The organism is Pseudoalteromonas sp. A3 (assembly GCF_025942345.1).
GTDB lineage: Bacteria > Pseudomonadota > Gammaproteobacteria > Enterobacterales > Alteromonadaceae > Pseudoalteromonas > Pseudoalteromonas atlantica.
Genome location: NZ_JAPCKL010000001.1, coordinates 607,175 through 621,816, shown reverse-complemented (window position 1 = coordinate 621,816; position 14,642 = coordinate 607,175). Strand labels below are relative to the sequence as shown.

Below are 14,642 nucleotides of genomic sequence, written 5' to 3'. Positions count from 1 at the left end.
TATTTAAATGCGTTTATAAAATATTAATGAAAAAGCTTATCTCAAAAAGAGAATCAATAGAGTCAGCTTACCTATGGGTAGCGGCTCTACTTATTTTTATAATTATGTTAGAGCTATTAACTGGCTGGTCAGTGGGGTCCAAAAGCTCACCGAGTCAATCTTTAAACATTAATCCGGAACAGTTTTGGTTTGAAATAAAACTTCACTGCAGCTTAGTTTCTTGGGCAATTTTTAGAGCTTTTATTACATTCCCACTTTTTAGAGCGACTTACAATGGCATGCTTCGCTTTAGAGAAAAACACAAAACCGTAGCAAATATCCTTTTCTATGTACTCACCCCTGTATTTGTAGTGTTTCTCATTTTAACTTTGTTATATATTTTTGACTTATAATCTTACTTTGTTGATCTTCAAGGATGAATGATGAAAATTTACGCACTCTTACTTTTAGCTATAATCAAAGGTTTAAGATGAAAATAATCTCTACCAATATCTCTAAAATAAAAACGGTTGAGCATAACGGCAAGAAGGTTAAAACGGGTATATTTAAAACACCAACCAATGAGCCGGTTGTTATTGAAAAGCTAAATATAATAGGTGATGAACAAGCCGACTTAGTCAATCATGGCGGGGTGGATAAAGCGGTTTATGCGTTTTCGCACAATCATTATGATTATTGGAAGCGCCCCCTTAAAAATGATGATTTAGCAGTCGGTGCCTTTGGCGAAAACTTCACAATATCAGACCTTGATGAGCAAAATATTCATATAGGCGATCGTATTCGTATAGGTACTGCACTGCTTGAGGTAAGCCAGCCCCGTGTGCCGTGCTTTAAATTGGCTATTGCACTTAATAATAAACAAAGCCTAAAACTGTTCACTCAGTATTACCACACGGGTGTTTATTTTAGAGTGCTTGAGGAAGGTGTTGCTAAAACGGGCGATGCAGTGACTTTTGAACATAAAGCTGAGCATAACATTTCGGTTAAAACGTTGTTTCAGGCCTTTTTTGATAAACACTACCCAGATTATGAAAGCGTATTATTAGCAGCACTTGAACTACCCGAGCTTGCACTTGAGTGGCAAACTAAAATCAAAAAGAAATTGGGGAGTTAAAAGAGCGTTATTAAAGCTGTATTCCCCTTAATAAAAGCTCACTTTTAGCTGTATTATTTAGTTTGTTAAGTGAGCGACCGCTGATAAGTATTTGCACACCAATTGGCTTAATGTGTCGTATTGCTGTTTGTTATTTACCGGCTTACTAAAATCGCTACTTACCGCCACTGCGCATGCCCCCGCTGCAAACCAATGGGTTAGGTTGTCTAAATTAATGCCGCCTACGGGCATTAATGGCACATCAGAAAAAGGCCCCGTTAGCGCTTTAAAGTAATTAACCCCCATACTGCCTGCAGGAAAAACCTTAATAATATCGGCGTTATACTCTATTGCATTGGCAACATCGGTAGGGGTGAGTGCGCCCATTAATACAGGTAAACCATGGCGGTGGGCAAGCTCTACCACTGCTTGATTAGTATTTGGTGTAACTATAAATTGCGCACCGGCATCAATCGCTTGTTGCGCAAGGGCGGTGTTAATTATTGTGCCAGCGCCAATGAGTGTATTTTTATAAGCAGCGCGTGCTTTTGCTATTTCTTGCTCAAAGCCAGGTGTATTTGAGGTGATTTCTAGCGCGTTAATGCCTGCATTAACTAAGCAATTAATTAAAGGGGCTACATCGCTTTGTTGCTTTAAGCGAAGTATAGCAACTAACTTATGTTGCTTTATTTGGTTGCTTATTTTTATTCTGTTGGCATTTAAAATTTGGCTCATAATGTCACTTCACTTTATTTAATACAGAGTCACACGTGTAACAGCAATCGGCAATAATACTTAATTATTTTGGTGCTAAACGCGTTAAAAAGCTCTCACTTTGATCATTTTGAATAATTAAATAGCGAGTTTTTGTCTAGTTATCAACACGCTTTTGCACCCTAAAAATAGCACACTTAACTAAACGAATTGGTATAAACGTTTTTTTCTCATAAAAAAACCGCTGATATTTCAGCGGTTTTTTATAAGTAATAAATTACATTACACGCATGCCTGGCTCAGAACCATCGTCTGGGTTAAGAATGTAAATTTCTTTACCGCCAGGGCCTGCAGCTAATACCATACCCTCTGACATACCAAAGCGCATTTTACGAGGTTTAAGGTTTGCAACCATTACAGTCAGTTTGCCTTCAATGTCTTCTGGTGCGTAAGCCGATTTAATACCAGCAAACACTTGGCGTGTTTCGCCGCCTAAATCCAGCGTAAGTTTAAGTAGCTTATCGGCGCCTTCAACATGCTCTGCTTTAGCAATTTTAGCAACGCGTAAGTCTACTTTTGCAAAGTCATCAAATTCAATTTCATCCGCAATTGGCTCTTTTGCAAGTGGGCTATTAGGGTCAATTGTTACTTTTGATTCTAGGCTTTCTTTTGATTCTTCAACCATTTTGTTCACTTTATCCATTTCTACACGTTGCATGAGCGGCTTAAATTTATTGATAGGGTGAGCAACAAGTGCATTTTGAACGCCATCCCATGCTAAGTCGTCATTTAAAAAGGCTTCTACGTTTGCAGCCATACCTGGTAACACAGGTTTTAAATAGGTAATTAAAACACGGAACAAGTTAAGGCCAAGCGAGCACACTTCGTGCGCTTCTTGCTGTTTTGCTTCGTCTTTAATGAGTACCCATGGCGCTGCGGCATCAATAAATTGGTTTGCTTTATCGGCTAGGGCCATAATTTCACGAATCGCGCGGCTGTATTCACGGTTTTCATAGTGGGCAGTAATGCTCGGTGCAGCAGCTTGAAATTCTTCAAGTAGTTCAGGCTGCATAATTGTGCTACTTAATTTACCGTCAAACTTTTTAGTAATAAAGCCTGCACAGCGGCTTGCTATGTTTACTACTTTACCTACTAGGTCTGAATTTACACGTTGTGCAAAGTCTTCTAGGTTTAAATCAAGGTCAATAATACCGCTGTTTAATTTAGCTGCGTAGTAATAACGTAAGTACTCTGGGTCTAGGTTATCAAGGTAAGTACGTGCTTTTATAAACGTACCCTTTGATTTAGACATTTTTTCGCCATTGACGGTTACAAAGCCATGTGCAAACACGTTAGTTGGCTTTCTAAAATTAGCGCCCTCTAGCATGGCTGGCCAAAATAAGCTGTGGAAGTAAATAATGTCTTTACCAATAAAGTGATAAAGCTCAGCATCAGAACCTTCAGCCCAAAATGCATCAAAGTCGAGGCCTTTTTCGTCACATAGGTTTTTAAAGCTTGCCATGTAGCCAATTGGCGCATCTAGCCATACGTAAAAGTATTTGCCCGGTGCATTTGGAATTTCAAAACCAAAGTAAGGCGCATCGCGGCTAATATCCCACTGTTGCAGGCCATCGGTAAACCACTCATCTAACTTATTCGCCATTTCTTGCTGAATAGAGCCCGAGTGTAGCCACTCTTTAAGCATGCCTTCAAATGCTGGCAGGTCAAAAAAGTAATGCTCTGAATCTTTTAAAATTGGCTCTGCACCTGACATTACTGAGCGCGGGTTTATTAATTCGGTTGGGCTGTAAGTTGCGCCACACGAGTCACAGCTATCGCCATTTTGGTTTTCAGACTTACACGTTGGGCAAGTGCCTGTTACAAAGCGATCTGGTAAAAATATGCCTTTTTCAGGGTCGAATAACTGTGAAATAGTGTGCTTTTTAATATGACCCGCATCATTAAGGCGGTTATAAATAAGCTCACTCAGCTCTTTATTTTCTGAGCTGTGGGTGCTGTGGTATTTATCAAACTTGATGTTAAAGTCGGCAAAGTCGCGCTGGCGTTCAATGCTTACATTTTTAACCATTTCTTCAGGCGTGATCCCTTGCTTTTGCGCATTAAGCATAATTGGCGTGCCGTGAGCATCGTCGGCGCAAACATAATAAGCTTCGTGGCCTTGTAGCTTTTGAAAACGTGACCAAATATCAGTTTGAATATATTCCAATAAATGGCCTAAGTGAGTAGGGCCATTTGCATAAGGTAATGCGCTGGTAATGAGGATCTTTCGCTGCGTCATAATCATTCCGAATTGAGGATAAATCACCATTTTTACTACAAAAAAGGCGGTTATCATTAATTTATCCATAAGCTTTGGACTAACGGTACGCGCAGCTTATGGATTTTTGTTAATTGACTGGTGTTAATGCCCTGAATGTTACATAATTCTGTGGCACTTTTCATCAAAGAAACGCTATTTAATTGCTATGTTTGGACTGTCGAAACTATTCTCCTCTAAATCGGTGCAAAAACAACCGATTATTACTGCCTTAGCGGCGTATCGAAGCGCGGCATTTTCCGTAGGTATTGATGAAAGTTTTATTGATACCATTTCGCAAAATGACGATAAATCAATACACATTAAAATAACGCTGCCATTTGCGGCTCAATCAGAAATGCCGTTAGTTGAGCAGCACGTAAGTGAAAGTATAAATACACCGGTCACCATAGACTCTGTGGTGACTATAAAAGAGCCTGCAAAATTTAAAGCCATTAAACACATTGTGCTGATTGCCTCAGGTAAAGGGGGGGTAGGAAAATCCACTACCGCTGTAAATTTAGCCGGGGCGCTTAAAAGCGAAGGCGCAAAAGTAGGGATTTTAGATGCTGATATTTATGGGCCATCTATTCCTATGTTATTGGGGCTTGTAGGCGCAGAGCCGCAAACCAAAGATAACAAACTACTACAGCCATTTGATGCCAACGGCATTAAAGCGCAATCAATCGGCTTTTTAGTGCCAAGTGATGACGCAACGGTATGGCGGGGCCCAATGGCATCGGGGGCGCTCAACCAATTATTAAACGAGACAGATTGGGGCGAACTTGATTACTTAATTGTTGATATGCCACCGGGTACGGGCGATATTCAGCTAACAATGAGCCAAAAAGTGCCTGCCAGCGGCACTGTTATTGTGACGACACCGCAAGATTTAGCCCTTGCCGATGCGCAAAAAGGCATTGCAATGTTTAATAAAGTTAACGTACCTGTGCTTGGGCTTATAGAAAATATGAGTCACTACATTTGTAGCCACTGCGGTGAAGCCAACCATGTATTTGGCAAAGATGGCGCAGAAAAACTTGCCTATAAACACGGCGTACCGGTGTTAAGCCATATTCCACTTGCCATAGATATTCGTGAATACTCAGAGCAAGGTAAATTAATCGCCAGCGATACCAGCGCGGCTATTAGCAACACATACAGCGCAGCGGCAAGATTGATTGCCAGCACGCTTTTTTATCAGCAGCACCAACATAGTGTTGAGATAGTGATAACGCAGGACTAAGAAAAAATGAGACTCTCAGATACCCATATTAAAGAATATTTAAGCGATGGCCGCATAGTGATTGAGCCTGCGCCGACTAATGAAATGATTTCGGGTGTGACAGCCGATTTGCGTTTAGGGAACAAATTTAGAACCTTTAACGCACATAACGCAGCGTACGTAGATTTAAGTGGCCCTAAAGATCAGTTAAATAAGGCTATGGAATCAATAATGAGTGAAGAGATTGAGCTTGCCGACGGCGAAGCTTTCTTTTTACACCCAGGTGAACTGGCATTGGCCATTACCCATGAAAAAGTAACACTTCCTGCCGACATAGTAGGCTGGTTAGATGGTCGTTCATCACTTGCCCGCTTAGGTTTAATGGTGCATGTAACAGCGCACAGAATCGACCCAGGTTGGAGTGGCAATATTGTTTTAGAATTTTACAATTCAGGTAAGTTGCCACTAGCGCTGCGCCCAATGATGAAAATTGGTGCAATGAGTTTTGAAATGCTTTCAGGACCCTGCGAAAACCCTTATAACATTCGTAAAGATGCAAAATATAAAGATCAAAGTAGTGCGGTAGCAAGCCGCATTAGCGACGATAACCTATAACAATATAAAACTATTAAGCGTTTAAATGGCTTTTTTTGCTAGCTTAAACGCTTAATAATTTATACCAATGTGCATTATTGCTTAAACTGATATTAAATGTGTTTTTTATTTCTGGCTTTATAAACGAGTAAGAACTCGACTAATATAGATAATAAAATAACTATAATTACAATGCCTTGAATAGTGTGTAGCCTTTTAACCCTGTCAACACTCTCTTTTTCGTACTGCATAACCACCGTATTAAACGCTTTTAAAAGCGGCTCTTTTGCTAAAGAAAAAAAGCTTTCTTGCACTGTATCTAAATTAAGTGTTTGTGTTTTTAACTTTAGTACTTCTTCAACTCTATCTGAAAACATACTTAATTTTTTATCGACATTAATAGGCTCTTTAAAATACATTGCTAACAACTCGTTAGATAGCGGGCTTTCATCGCCTAATACTTGCGCCCCATAATGCTCACTTAATAAGTATTTATGATTATTTTTTAAAGAGTTTAAAGCATTAATGGCCAGTAATTTAGAATCCTGCGAGCCATACATTAAGTACTCTAAAGTAAACATGCTCACCCGTTGCGAAAGCATTCTTTGTTGACCACTTACATTTACGAGTTTTCCAGTATCGGTTTGCGCGTCTATTACTTCATCAAGCATAAAGTGAATACAGATAGATAAAATAGCAATTACAGTTAAGGGGACAATATAAATAAAAGAAATAGCGCTGCGCTTTTTATGTTTCAAATCTGTATTTACCATGTAATTCTACTTATTTTTAAATTATTAATGCTTAAGAATAGGATAGGATAGATTAAATATAAGATTTTTCACGTAAATAAAGTTTACAAGGTAGTTTATGGCTTATTTAGATTTATGAAGTGCATAGCCTAGTAGTTCAAAATATTTATTAAGGGCTTTATTTGCTTTATTAATATGCTCATTATCAGGGTAAATTAAATTACTGCTTTTTAAGCCACTGACTAAAAAGCTATTTTGAATAGTGCTGTGAGCATCTATACAGGCTTCAAAGCAGCGTGCTGATAATTCCTCAGGCATACTCATGTAATTCATGTTGTGCGCTTGGTCGTGTTTTATGCACGTTTGTACAAATTCATTCGCATCTTCCCCATCAAAATCTAAAAACACGTTTTTGTAAAAATCGTTTAGCGCACTATTAAGTGGGTGAGATAAATTTGGCGTATTTGAAAGCCACAGCTTTGAGGCAAACCCAAAGCGAGGTTTTGCATTAAATAAATGCTCGCTTATATGGTGATCAAACGCATGAAACCATTCGTGAGCCAATGCGCCACCGCCGGCGTTTTTTGCTAAAGCAAGGGTTTGTGAAGCTGCGTTATAATGCGCTTGTACGCCTTTTTGACCGCCATGCCCAAAGGCAAAATTTAGTTTGCCGCGCAGGCCAATGGCTTTAGGCGGTAAATGTAATATTTGAGCAAGGTCGGCGAGGGCATCGTAAATTAAGTTTGCACTAATAAAATGCTCTTCTTTGGTTACCCATTTTCCTACAACCATAGACCTAAAGCCAAAGGTGTCTCTAATATCACTAAAGTCAACTTGGTCGTCAAAGCGGTAGTCTGGCCCTTTACGAGTGAATCCGCGTTTTAATCTGTTTGGGTAATTACGCATTTACATTTAATGGTGGCTAACTTAAGTAACGTGCTTTTACGTGTTCGGGCATGTGTTGGGTTTGTTTTTGTATTAATTCGTCTAATAAATTGTAAAGCGGAGCAGGGTTTAGCTGCTCTATTAACAACAAACTATGTGCAACGGCCTCAAGTGTAGAGAGACTGTCGGCTCTGGGAGCTTTCCTAATAGCGTAACGGTTTTGCGGTAACTGCATAAAGCTCACTGTTTTAAATTTAGTGAGTAGCGGGGTCAGCTGAAAAATTTTATAGGCTTTTTTCCAAGTGCCATCAATCACGATTAAGTGCGTAATGTTATTTAAGGCTGGCTTTGGGTTTGCATCATCTAAGTAGGTGGCGTGCTCATTAGGGTAGAGCAGTACCGTGGACTTAACAGGTAAAGAGTTGAGTATGGCAAAGTCGGTATTATTTTCCCCTTTGATTATTTTGCAGTCAGTTAGGCTCAAATTAAGCAATTTTGCCGTGTTTTTCGCTATTTTTTCTTCACTGGGGTGTTGTAGAATAACGACGCTAACTTTATTTGTTAAACGTTTAATGGCCCCGCATATACAGGTAGAGGGCGTAAACAAACAGCGTTCACAAACTTGGCGAGTCATTAATTAAACTTTTTATTGCGAGTGTATTTTGATAATTATACATTTATAAAGTAATAAAGTTGGATTTTTTTACGCATAGATATACAGTAATACTATTAATTATAAAATAACACGGAATGTTTAGAAGGGCTTAAAATATGACAGAAGTACAAATAGATGAGGCTGCTCTAGAAAGTATGCATTCGTTACTTGGTGAGCAGTTTAAAGATACACTTGAATTTTGCTGCAGTGAATTTGAGCGCCTTGGTAATGAAGTAATTGCAACCATTGGTAACGATAAAGAAGCGGCGATTCGTCATGCCCATAGTTTAAAATCGAACGCGGCTCAGTTTGGTGCCACGAGTTTATCTGATGTAGCCCGTGATATTGAGCTTAATCTCAATCAAGATAACTTAGCGCAAGCTGTTACTGCATCTACAGATTTATTGGCGCAAGTAAGTGGTTCGCAGGCCCAATTAAGAGCGTGGGTAGAGTCTAATTAACTTTATTTGTTAACGTGAATTTATTTCAGTATTGAGCAACTAATTACGCTGGCATTTTACGCCTTTACTAGGGTAGTCTTAGACTTTACTAGGACGTGTTTGGCCTCTCGATAATAAATTTGATCACGCATTGCCCAAGGACCACCCTTGGGCTAGTAACACAATTTTACCGAGCCCATTAGGTTATAGCCCTCGCATTGAACAAACCCACTCCTAGTTAATTATTTTTTTCCATAAAGCCAGTTCGCCCCAAAGAGGTAAAAATGTCAGATATTAAAAAGAGTCACAAATTAGAAGGTGTATGTTATGACATTCGTGGACCGGTTTTAGCGCAAGCCAAAAAAATGGAAGACGAAGGTCAAAAGGTACTAAAGCTTAATATTGGCAACCCTGCGGCGTTTGGTTTTGATATGCCAGAGGACATGCACCGCGATATTATTCGTAATTTGTATTCGGCCCAAGGCTACTGCGACTCTAAGGGGTTATATTCAGCCCGTGTAGCGGTTTATCAGCATTACCAGCAACGAGGTTTACATAACCTAGATGTAGATAATATTTATATTGGTAATGGGGTGAGCGAGCTTATCCAAATGATCACTCAAGCGTTATTAAATAACGATGATGAAGTGCTTATTCCTGCGCCTGATTACCCACTGTGGACCGCGTCAGTTAAATTAGCAGGCGGCAACCCTGTTCATTATTTATGTGATGAAGAGCAAGACTGGTTTCCGGATATTGCTGATATAAAAAGTAAAATTACGTCTAAAACAAAAGCGCTTGTACTAATTAACCCTAATAACCCAACCGGCGCGGTTTATAGTGACGATTTACTTTTAGAGTTAATTAATGTGGCGCGCGAGCATAAGCTGTTATTGCTTAGCGATGAAATTTACGAAAAGATTTTATACGATGGCATCACCCACACCTCAATTGGTGCGCTATGCGACGATGTGCCCATTATTACCTTTAATGGCTTAGCTAAAACCTACCGTGCGGCAGGTATTCGTATGGGCTGGATGGTACTAAGCGGGCGCACCTCAGCAATGGAAGATTTACGCAAAGGGCTAGATATTTTATCGTCTATGCGTTTGTGTGCCAATGTACCCGCGCAATATGCGATACAACAAGCGCTAGGGGGCGTGCAATCAATAGATAGCTTAATCGACCCAGGCGGGCGATTATATGTTCAGCGCGATATTGCTTGGCGTGGGCTTAATGCTATTGAAGGGATAAGCTGTAAAAAGCCAAAAGGGGCGCTTTACGCGTTTGCTAAGGTAGATACGGCTCATTTTAATGTCACTGATGATGAAAAAATGATGTTTGATTTACTAAAAGCAGAAAAAATATTATTAGTGCATGGGCGTGCATTTAATTGGCCAGAGCCTGATCACTTTAGGTTAGTGTTTTTACCTAACAAAGACGATTTATCGAGTGCGATGCTTAAAATGCAGCGCTTTTTTAAAGACTATCGCCAAGTTTAGTTAATCCCAACTAATGCGCTGTAAAATAAAAAACGAGCTTAATTAGCTCGTTTTTTATTTACGCGATAATGCTGATAGGGCTTATTAGTACGCGCGGTCAACTCTTACGGTATTATCACTTAAATAGACCAACCGTACGTTATCACCTTTACTAAAGCGCATTGACTGGTCTTGGTCTTGTACCACCATGTATTGATCGCCGTTTTCTACCTGAATCAATAACTCTACTAGGTGTGTTTGCTTATAATAGCTTTTTTGCTGATTATTATGCGCCACGCTTCCGCCAATGACTGAGCCTAAAATAGTGGCGACGGTACGACCGCTCCCACCACCAAATTGATTACCGACAACACCCCCGAGTAGGGCGCCGCCAAAGGTTTTCCAGCCATTGTTTTTGTCTTGCACAAGCTCTTGTTCGGTAATTTTACGTACAGATTTTACATCGCCAAATAAAACCTGTTGTACAGGCACGGCTTTGTTTCGCTCATAGTTAGCAAAACTTGGTGCACTGAGTGTAAGCAATGCACACATTGCTATAGTTAAGGCTTTCATAGATGTCTCCTGTTGGTGTTACGCAAAGGCGATATTTTGCCTTTGCGTGGAAATGTATACCAATGCGCAAAAATACTTAATCATTTTGCGGCTAAACGTGTCACTACCGGTGTTAAAAATTCTCATTTAAAACAAATAAATAGCAATTTTTCCTAGCTATCAACGCGTTTATCCAGCCTCAAAATAGATCAGTGAATTAAGCTAATTGGTACTATTACCAACCAAATGTCGATTTTTCTTTCGTTTTACGAATTTCAGTTTCGTCTGCCCACTCTACTAGGCCGCTTTGCATATCCATTAAGCGCATTGTAAATTTGTAATACACATCTGATTTATCAGCATTTGATTTAACAATGCTCGATAAGTTGCCGTACAACATGTATTGCGCACCAATTTGTTTACCAAAGGCAACTGCGGTGGCAGGGTTTACAAGGGCATCTTCGTTTTGAAAGTTAAGCTGCTCACGTACTGATTCAACACGGGTCATGTCAACAAAACGAAACTTACCGCTGCGCAACAGTTGCGTAGAGATTGAGTCGGTAATAGATTCAGTGTCTATGTGTTCACTGGTTTTATTTTTAATGCGCTCAACAAATACCACAGGGCGTTTGTTTTGGGTCATTGTACCAATAACCGGCGAGCTAAGTAGTGAGTCGGTCATTTGGCTGGCTACTTTTTGTAAATCGGTAGAGCCAAAGTTTATATCGGTGGTTTCTACTGCTTGAGCGTCGCCATAACTAACTACGGCTTTATTGGCACAACCGCTTAAAATGAGTGCGCTAAGGCCAATAACTGTATAACTCGATAACGTTTTAAATTGTGTAGTGATCATCTTTATAACCCTTATTCTTTAAATTCTTGTGCGTCGGTAGACACTTCTCTTACAGCGAGCGAAAATGTAACCGCATCCGGTGTTGGCGCTAAGCCGGGTAATTGTGTTTTAGAAAAACCAAACAGTGTTAAGGCTTGCCAAGGTGAGTGGTTTCCTTTAATTACAAACCCGTCTTTGTCGTACCAATTAAACTGATACTGTAAATATTGCGACTTTTTATATTGGCTGCTTAGTGTTACTACCACGTCGGTTAACTGGTTTGTTTGGCGTGTTTTAACATCGGTAATGGCAAGCTTTTCACCTAGAGCAGGATTATCAACATGTAACTGCTCGTTAAATGTATTTTTGCTTTGCTCAACCGAAATGCCTGATGTATCAGGTTGGCTTGCACATGCCCCAAGCATTAATGCAGCCACTAATGGCAAAGTATATTTCATGATGACTCCTAGAGTTGAACCACATGGTAGTTAAAATAGTTATTAATAGAGGTTAGGTAAATTAAGGTTAACCCTTGCTTACTAACGGTAAAATTAATAGGCGCATGATTGCCTATTAAAAGTGTATGCGACCCTGCATTTAAGCTGCTACGAGCCATGCTTATTTGATTAGGTAAAGTAAGCCAGCTGCGTGTATCGGCCTGCTCAGACGCCAAATTATAAATATTAGCAATGATATTGCCTACATCACCTGTGCTACGTGCAAGCTCTGCGCGCACTTTTTCTTTGGCTACTAAGCGTAATACTTGCCTAGATACGCGAGCCGGTATTTGTTGCTCTAATGTTTTAGCCGCTAATGCTTCTATATGCACTAATGGGTTGAGCTCTAAATTCTGCGAACCTATATTTACGCCATTAATATTAGCTATAAACGCATTATCTTTATAAACCGGCATTGCTAAACTGTAAAAACGCGCATCGCCACCGGAGGTATAAATAGGCAAGCGTAATTTAAATTCATCTTGTTTAGGCACTAAGCCTTGTTCAACCAATATAACCACTTCACCGTGATTAGCATAAAGGGGCTTTAATGGGCTAAAGCGACGCTCAAACTCTTCTAAATCTTGGTTAAAACCTTGCTTTTTAGCTAATCGCATTACATCTTGCTGTAAGTAGTGATTGTCAGGTTGAATCTCTAATGCTTTTTTATAATCAATGTAGGCATCATCGTATTGTTTATCACTTTGGTACAACAGCGCAGATAAATAAAACGTAAAGGCATTTTGAAAACCATTTTTAATACCGCGTGTCACATTACTCATACTTGGGTAATGCTGTTGTGCTTGCTCTATTGTGTCGTTTATTTGTGTTTGATTATCTGCAAGCGCATCGACTTGTACTTTGTTAGCACGACGTATTTCAACCAAGGCGCCTTCTAAATCACTGTTGTATACATAATTAAGTGCTTTGTAGCTATGTAGCATACTCATTTCATATGCCGGTGGTACATAGGTAATGGCAGAGTCGTTAGTAAATAAGGCGTTACTTTGTTCAAGCCCTGCACTTAATTGAATTTTTGCTGCTTCTCGTTTTGTTTGTACCTGGGCGTATATGTTTTCAAATTGTTGTTGTGAAAGACTTTGCTCGTTAGCAAGGTCTTTTAAACGGGCTTGCTCTAATTGGTTAAGTAAATAGCTACTGTGTAACTTACTATTGTTGGCAATAAGTGATTGAGCCTGTTCAATATTGTTATTTTGAATTGCGTTTCTTACAGGCGTCATTTGGCTTGCATAGTCGTTAAATAAATCATTAAAGCCTATGGTGCTGCATCCACTTAATATAAAACAAACACTTAAAATTATACTTTGGCGCACTGAGCACTCCTATATAGTTAGGTTTTAAAGATTAACATACTCTGGTTTTGGATTTGTGTGAAATAGTGTAAAAAAGCGTAGCCTACTTTAGGGCATATAGACCTGTGAAGATTGAAAATTATTCCCCCTAAGGTCAGCGCGCGTTAGTTAAATTACGTGTATTTAAGGTAGGCAAATCATCATGAATAGCTTGTGAATACCAGAGGATAGACGCTTAATTACAGCAATTTAGCAGTATATAAAGTTATAATGCTGCGAATAAGATTAGAGTAATTACAACAATGCCGCTTTACAGCTAAATGGCTCAGCTGTTTAAATACAGAGCTGGCTGAGCAAGCCAATTTAAAGCATCTCATTATAAGGTTTTAGTTAAGGAGCGATTTTGAAAGCCACTTTATACACCCTCGTTGCATTAATAGCCTTTGCGGCAAATTCTTTACTTTGCCGTATGGCGTTAGCGCAAGGTTATATTGATGCGTGGAATTTTACAATTATCAGGCTCGTAAGTGGTGCCGTGTGTTTAGGCTTAATTATGGCTGTATATACGTATAACCTTAAGCGTAAGGGGGCGCTTAATGACGCTATTTTAAGTGATACCGGAAGTTGGCGAAGCAGTATTAGTTTATTGGTATATGCACTTTGTTTTTCTATTGCTTATATAGAGCTAGATACAGGCACCGGTGCGCTTATTTTATTTTCAGCGGTGCAACTTACCATGATTGGTTGGGGCATATATAAAAAAGAGCAGCTAAGTAAATTGCAGTGGGGGGCTTTTTTTGTCGCGTTAGCTGGGTTTGTGTATTTAATGTTGCCCTCTGCCGCTGTGCCTTCTTTGTTAGGGGCATCGCTTATGGCGTTAAGTGGCGTTGCATGGGGCGTTTACAGTATACGCGGTAAAGCGTGTGTATCGCCGCTGCGGACCACCGCCTTTAACTTTATTAGAAGCTTAGTGGCTATTCCTGTTTTATTACTTGTAGCAATAGGCTATTTAAAAACAGTAAGTATGCAAGGGGTGTTACTAGCGTGCGCCTCGGGCGCCATTGCATCAGGCATTGGTTACAGTATTTGGTATGTGGCCATGCCGCTACTAAAAAGCACGCAAGCGGCGGTCGTACAGTTATGTGTGCCTGTACTGGCTGCTATCGCTGGTATGTTGTTTTTATCTGAGCAGGTAACAGTGGAGTTTATTATTGCAAGCTCACTAATACTTGGCTCGGTATTGGTGTTTATATTAAATAAGCATACAGCGCGGTAATGCCAAGAAAAGCCCG

16 protein-coding genes are annotated in these 14,642 nt (G+C 39.8%); 7 read left to right on the top strand and 9 right to left on the bottom strand.

Annotation, left to right across the window (positions count from 1 at the left end):
* The first annotated feature begins 26 nt into the window (after positions 1-26).
* Both OIZ54_RS02780 and OIZ54_RS02775 read left to right on the top strand, forming a co-directional pair.
* Entirely contained in the window at positions 27-392 is a 366-nt protein-coding gene (locus OIZ54_RS02780; RefSeq protein ID WP_248461371.1) for a hypothetical protein, read from the top strand.
* 77 nt (positions 393-469) lie between these two features.
* Complete coding sequence (locus OIZ54_RS02775) at positions 470-1,114, top strand: MOSC domain-containing protein (RefSeq protein WP_264389638.1); 645 nt, start codon at positions 470-472, stop codon at positions 1,112-1,114.
* Between the two features lie 57 nt (positions 1,115-1,171).
* Here OIZ54_RS02775 and OIZ54_RS02770 read toward each other — a convergent pair whose 3' ends face one another.
* Together OIZ54_RS02770 and metG are read right to left on the bottom strand one after the other, a co-directional pair.
* On the bottom strand, positions 1,172-1,828 hold the full coding sequence (locus tag OIZ54_RS02770) for a bifunctional 4-hydroxy-2-oxoglutarate aldolase/2-dehydro-3-deoxy-phosphogluconate aldolase (protein WP_264389637.1): 657 nt from the start codon (positions 1,826-1,828) through the stop codon (positions 1,172-1,174).
* Between the two features lie 256 nt (positions 1,829-2,084).
* Entirely contained in the window at positions 2,085-4,106 is a 2,022-nt protein-coding gene (gene metG / locus OIZ54_RS02765) for a methionine--tRNA ligase (protein ID WP_064385641.1), read from the bottom strand.
* A gap of 187 nt (positions 4,107-4,293) precedes the next feature.
* On the opposite strand from metG, the gene apbC reads away from it, so the two are divergent.
* Positions 4,294-5,370, top strand: coding sequence for an iron-sulfur cluster carrier protein ApbC (apbC, locus tag OIZ54_RS02760; protein ID WP_264389636.1), 1,077 nt, complete (start codon positions 4,294-4,296; stop codon positions 5,368-5,370).
* Positions 5,371-5,376: 6 nt separating this feature from the next.
* Complete coding sequence (gene dcd / locus OIZ54_RS02755) at positions 5,377-5,964, top strand: dCTP deaminase (protein WP_004587761.1); 588 nt, start codon at positions 5,377-5,379, stop codon at positions 5,962-5,964.
* Between the two features lie 92 nt (positions 5,965-6,056).
* Here dcd and OIZ54_RS02750 read toward each other — a convergent pair whose 3' ends face one another.
* The 3 genes from OIZ54_RS02750 to OIZ54_RS02740 all read right to left on the bottom strand — a co-directional run bounded on the left by OIZ54_RS02750 (position 6,057) and on the right by OIZ54_RS02740 (position 8,214).
* Entirely contained in the window at positions 6,057-6,716 is a 660-nt protein-coding gene (locus OIZ54_RS02750) for a type IV pili methyl-accepting chemotaxis transducer N-terminal domain-containing protein (protein ID WP_264389635.1), read from the bottom strand.
* A 102-nt stretch (positions 6,717-6,818) separates the two neighbouring features.
* Positions 6,819-7,601, bottom strand: a complete 783-nt coding sequence (locus OIZ54_RS02745) for a CLCA_X family protein (RefSeq protein WP_264389634.1) — start codon at positions 7,599-7,601, stop codon at positions 6,819-6,821.
* A gap of 16 nt (positions 7,602-7,617) precedes the next feature.
* Entirely contained in the window at positions 7,618-8,214 is a 597-nt protein-coding gene (locus OIZ54_RS02740; RefSeq protein WP_264389633.1) for a tRNA-uridine aminocarboxypropyltransferase, read from the bottom strand.
* A gap of 137 nt (positions 8,215-8,351) precedes the next feature.
* On the opposite strand from OIZ54_RS02740, the gene OIZ54_RS02735 reads away from it, so the two are divergent.
* Positions 8,352-8,696 (top strand): Hpt domain-containing protein, encoded by a 345-nt coding sequence (locus OIZ54_RS02735; RefSeq protein ID WP_029772072.1) that lies wholly within the window; start codon positions 8,352-8,354, stop codon positions 8,694-8,696.
* Positions 8,697-8,959: 263 nt separating this feature from the next.
* Positions 8,960-10,177 carry a pyridoxal phosphate-dependent aminotransferase gene (locus tag OIZ54_RS02730; RefSeq protein WP_004587766.1) on the top strand — a complete coding sequence of 406 codons (1,218 nt, stop codon included), beginning with the start codon at positions 8,960-8,962 and terminating at the stop codon, positions 10,175-10,177.
* Between the two features lie 84 nt (positions 10,178-10,261).
* Here the strand turns inward: OIZ54_RS02730 and OIZ54_RS02725 are convergent, their stop codons facing one another.
* From OIZ54_RS02725 to OIZ54_RS02710, 4 genes are all read right to left on the bottom strand, one after another.
* Complete coding sequence (locus OIZ54_RS02725) at positions 10,262-10,729, bottom strand: glycine zipper 2TM domain-containing protein (protein ID WP_004587767.1); 468 nt, start codon at positions 10,727-10,729, stop codon at positions 10,262-10,264.
* Between the two features lie 214 nt (positions 10,730-10,943).
* Entirely contained in the window at positions 10,944-11,561 is a 618-nt protein-coding gene (lpoB, locus tag OIZ54_RS02720) for a penicillin-binding protein activator LpoB (protein ID WP_029772074.1), read from the bottom strand.
* An 11-nt stretch (positions 11,562-11,572) separates the two neighbouring features.
* Complete coding sequence (locus OIZ54_RS02715) at positions 11,573-11,998, bottom strand: YcfL family protein (RefSeq protein WP_024032667.1); 426 nt, start codon at positions 11,996-11,998, stop codon at positions 11,573-11,575.
* A gap of 8 nt (positions 11,999-12,006) precedes the next feature.
* Positions 12,007-13,371, bottom strand: coding sequence for a COG3014 family protein (locus OIZ54_RS02710; protein ID WP_264389631.1), 1,365 nt, complete (start codon positions 13,369-13,371; stop codon positions 12,007-12,009).
* A 382-nt stretch (positions 13,372-13,753) separates the two neighbouring features.
* Between OIZ54_RS02710 and OIZ54_RS02705 the strand changes: the two genes are divergently transcribed.
* Complete coding sequence (locus OIZ54_RS02705; RefSeq protein WP_054982394.1) at positions 13,754-14,626, top strand: DMT family transporter; 873 nt, start codon at positions 13,754-13,756, stop codon at positions 14,624-14,626.
* Positions 14,627-14,642: the final 16 nt, after the last annotated feature.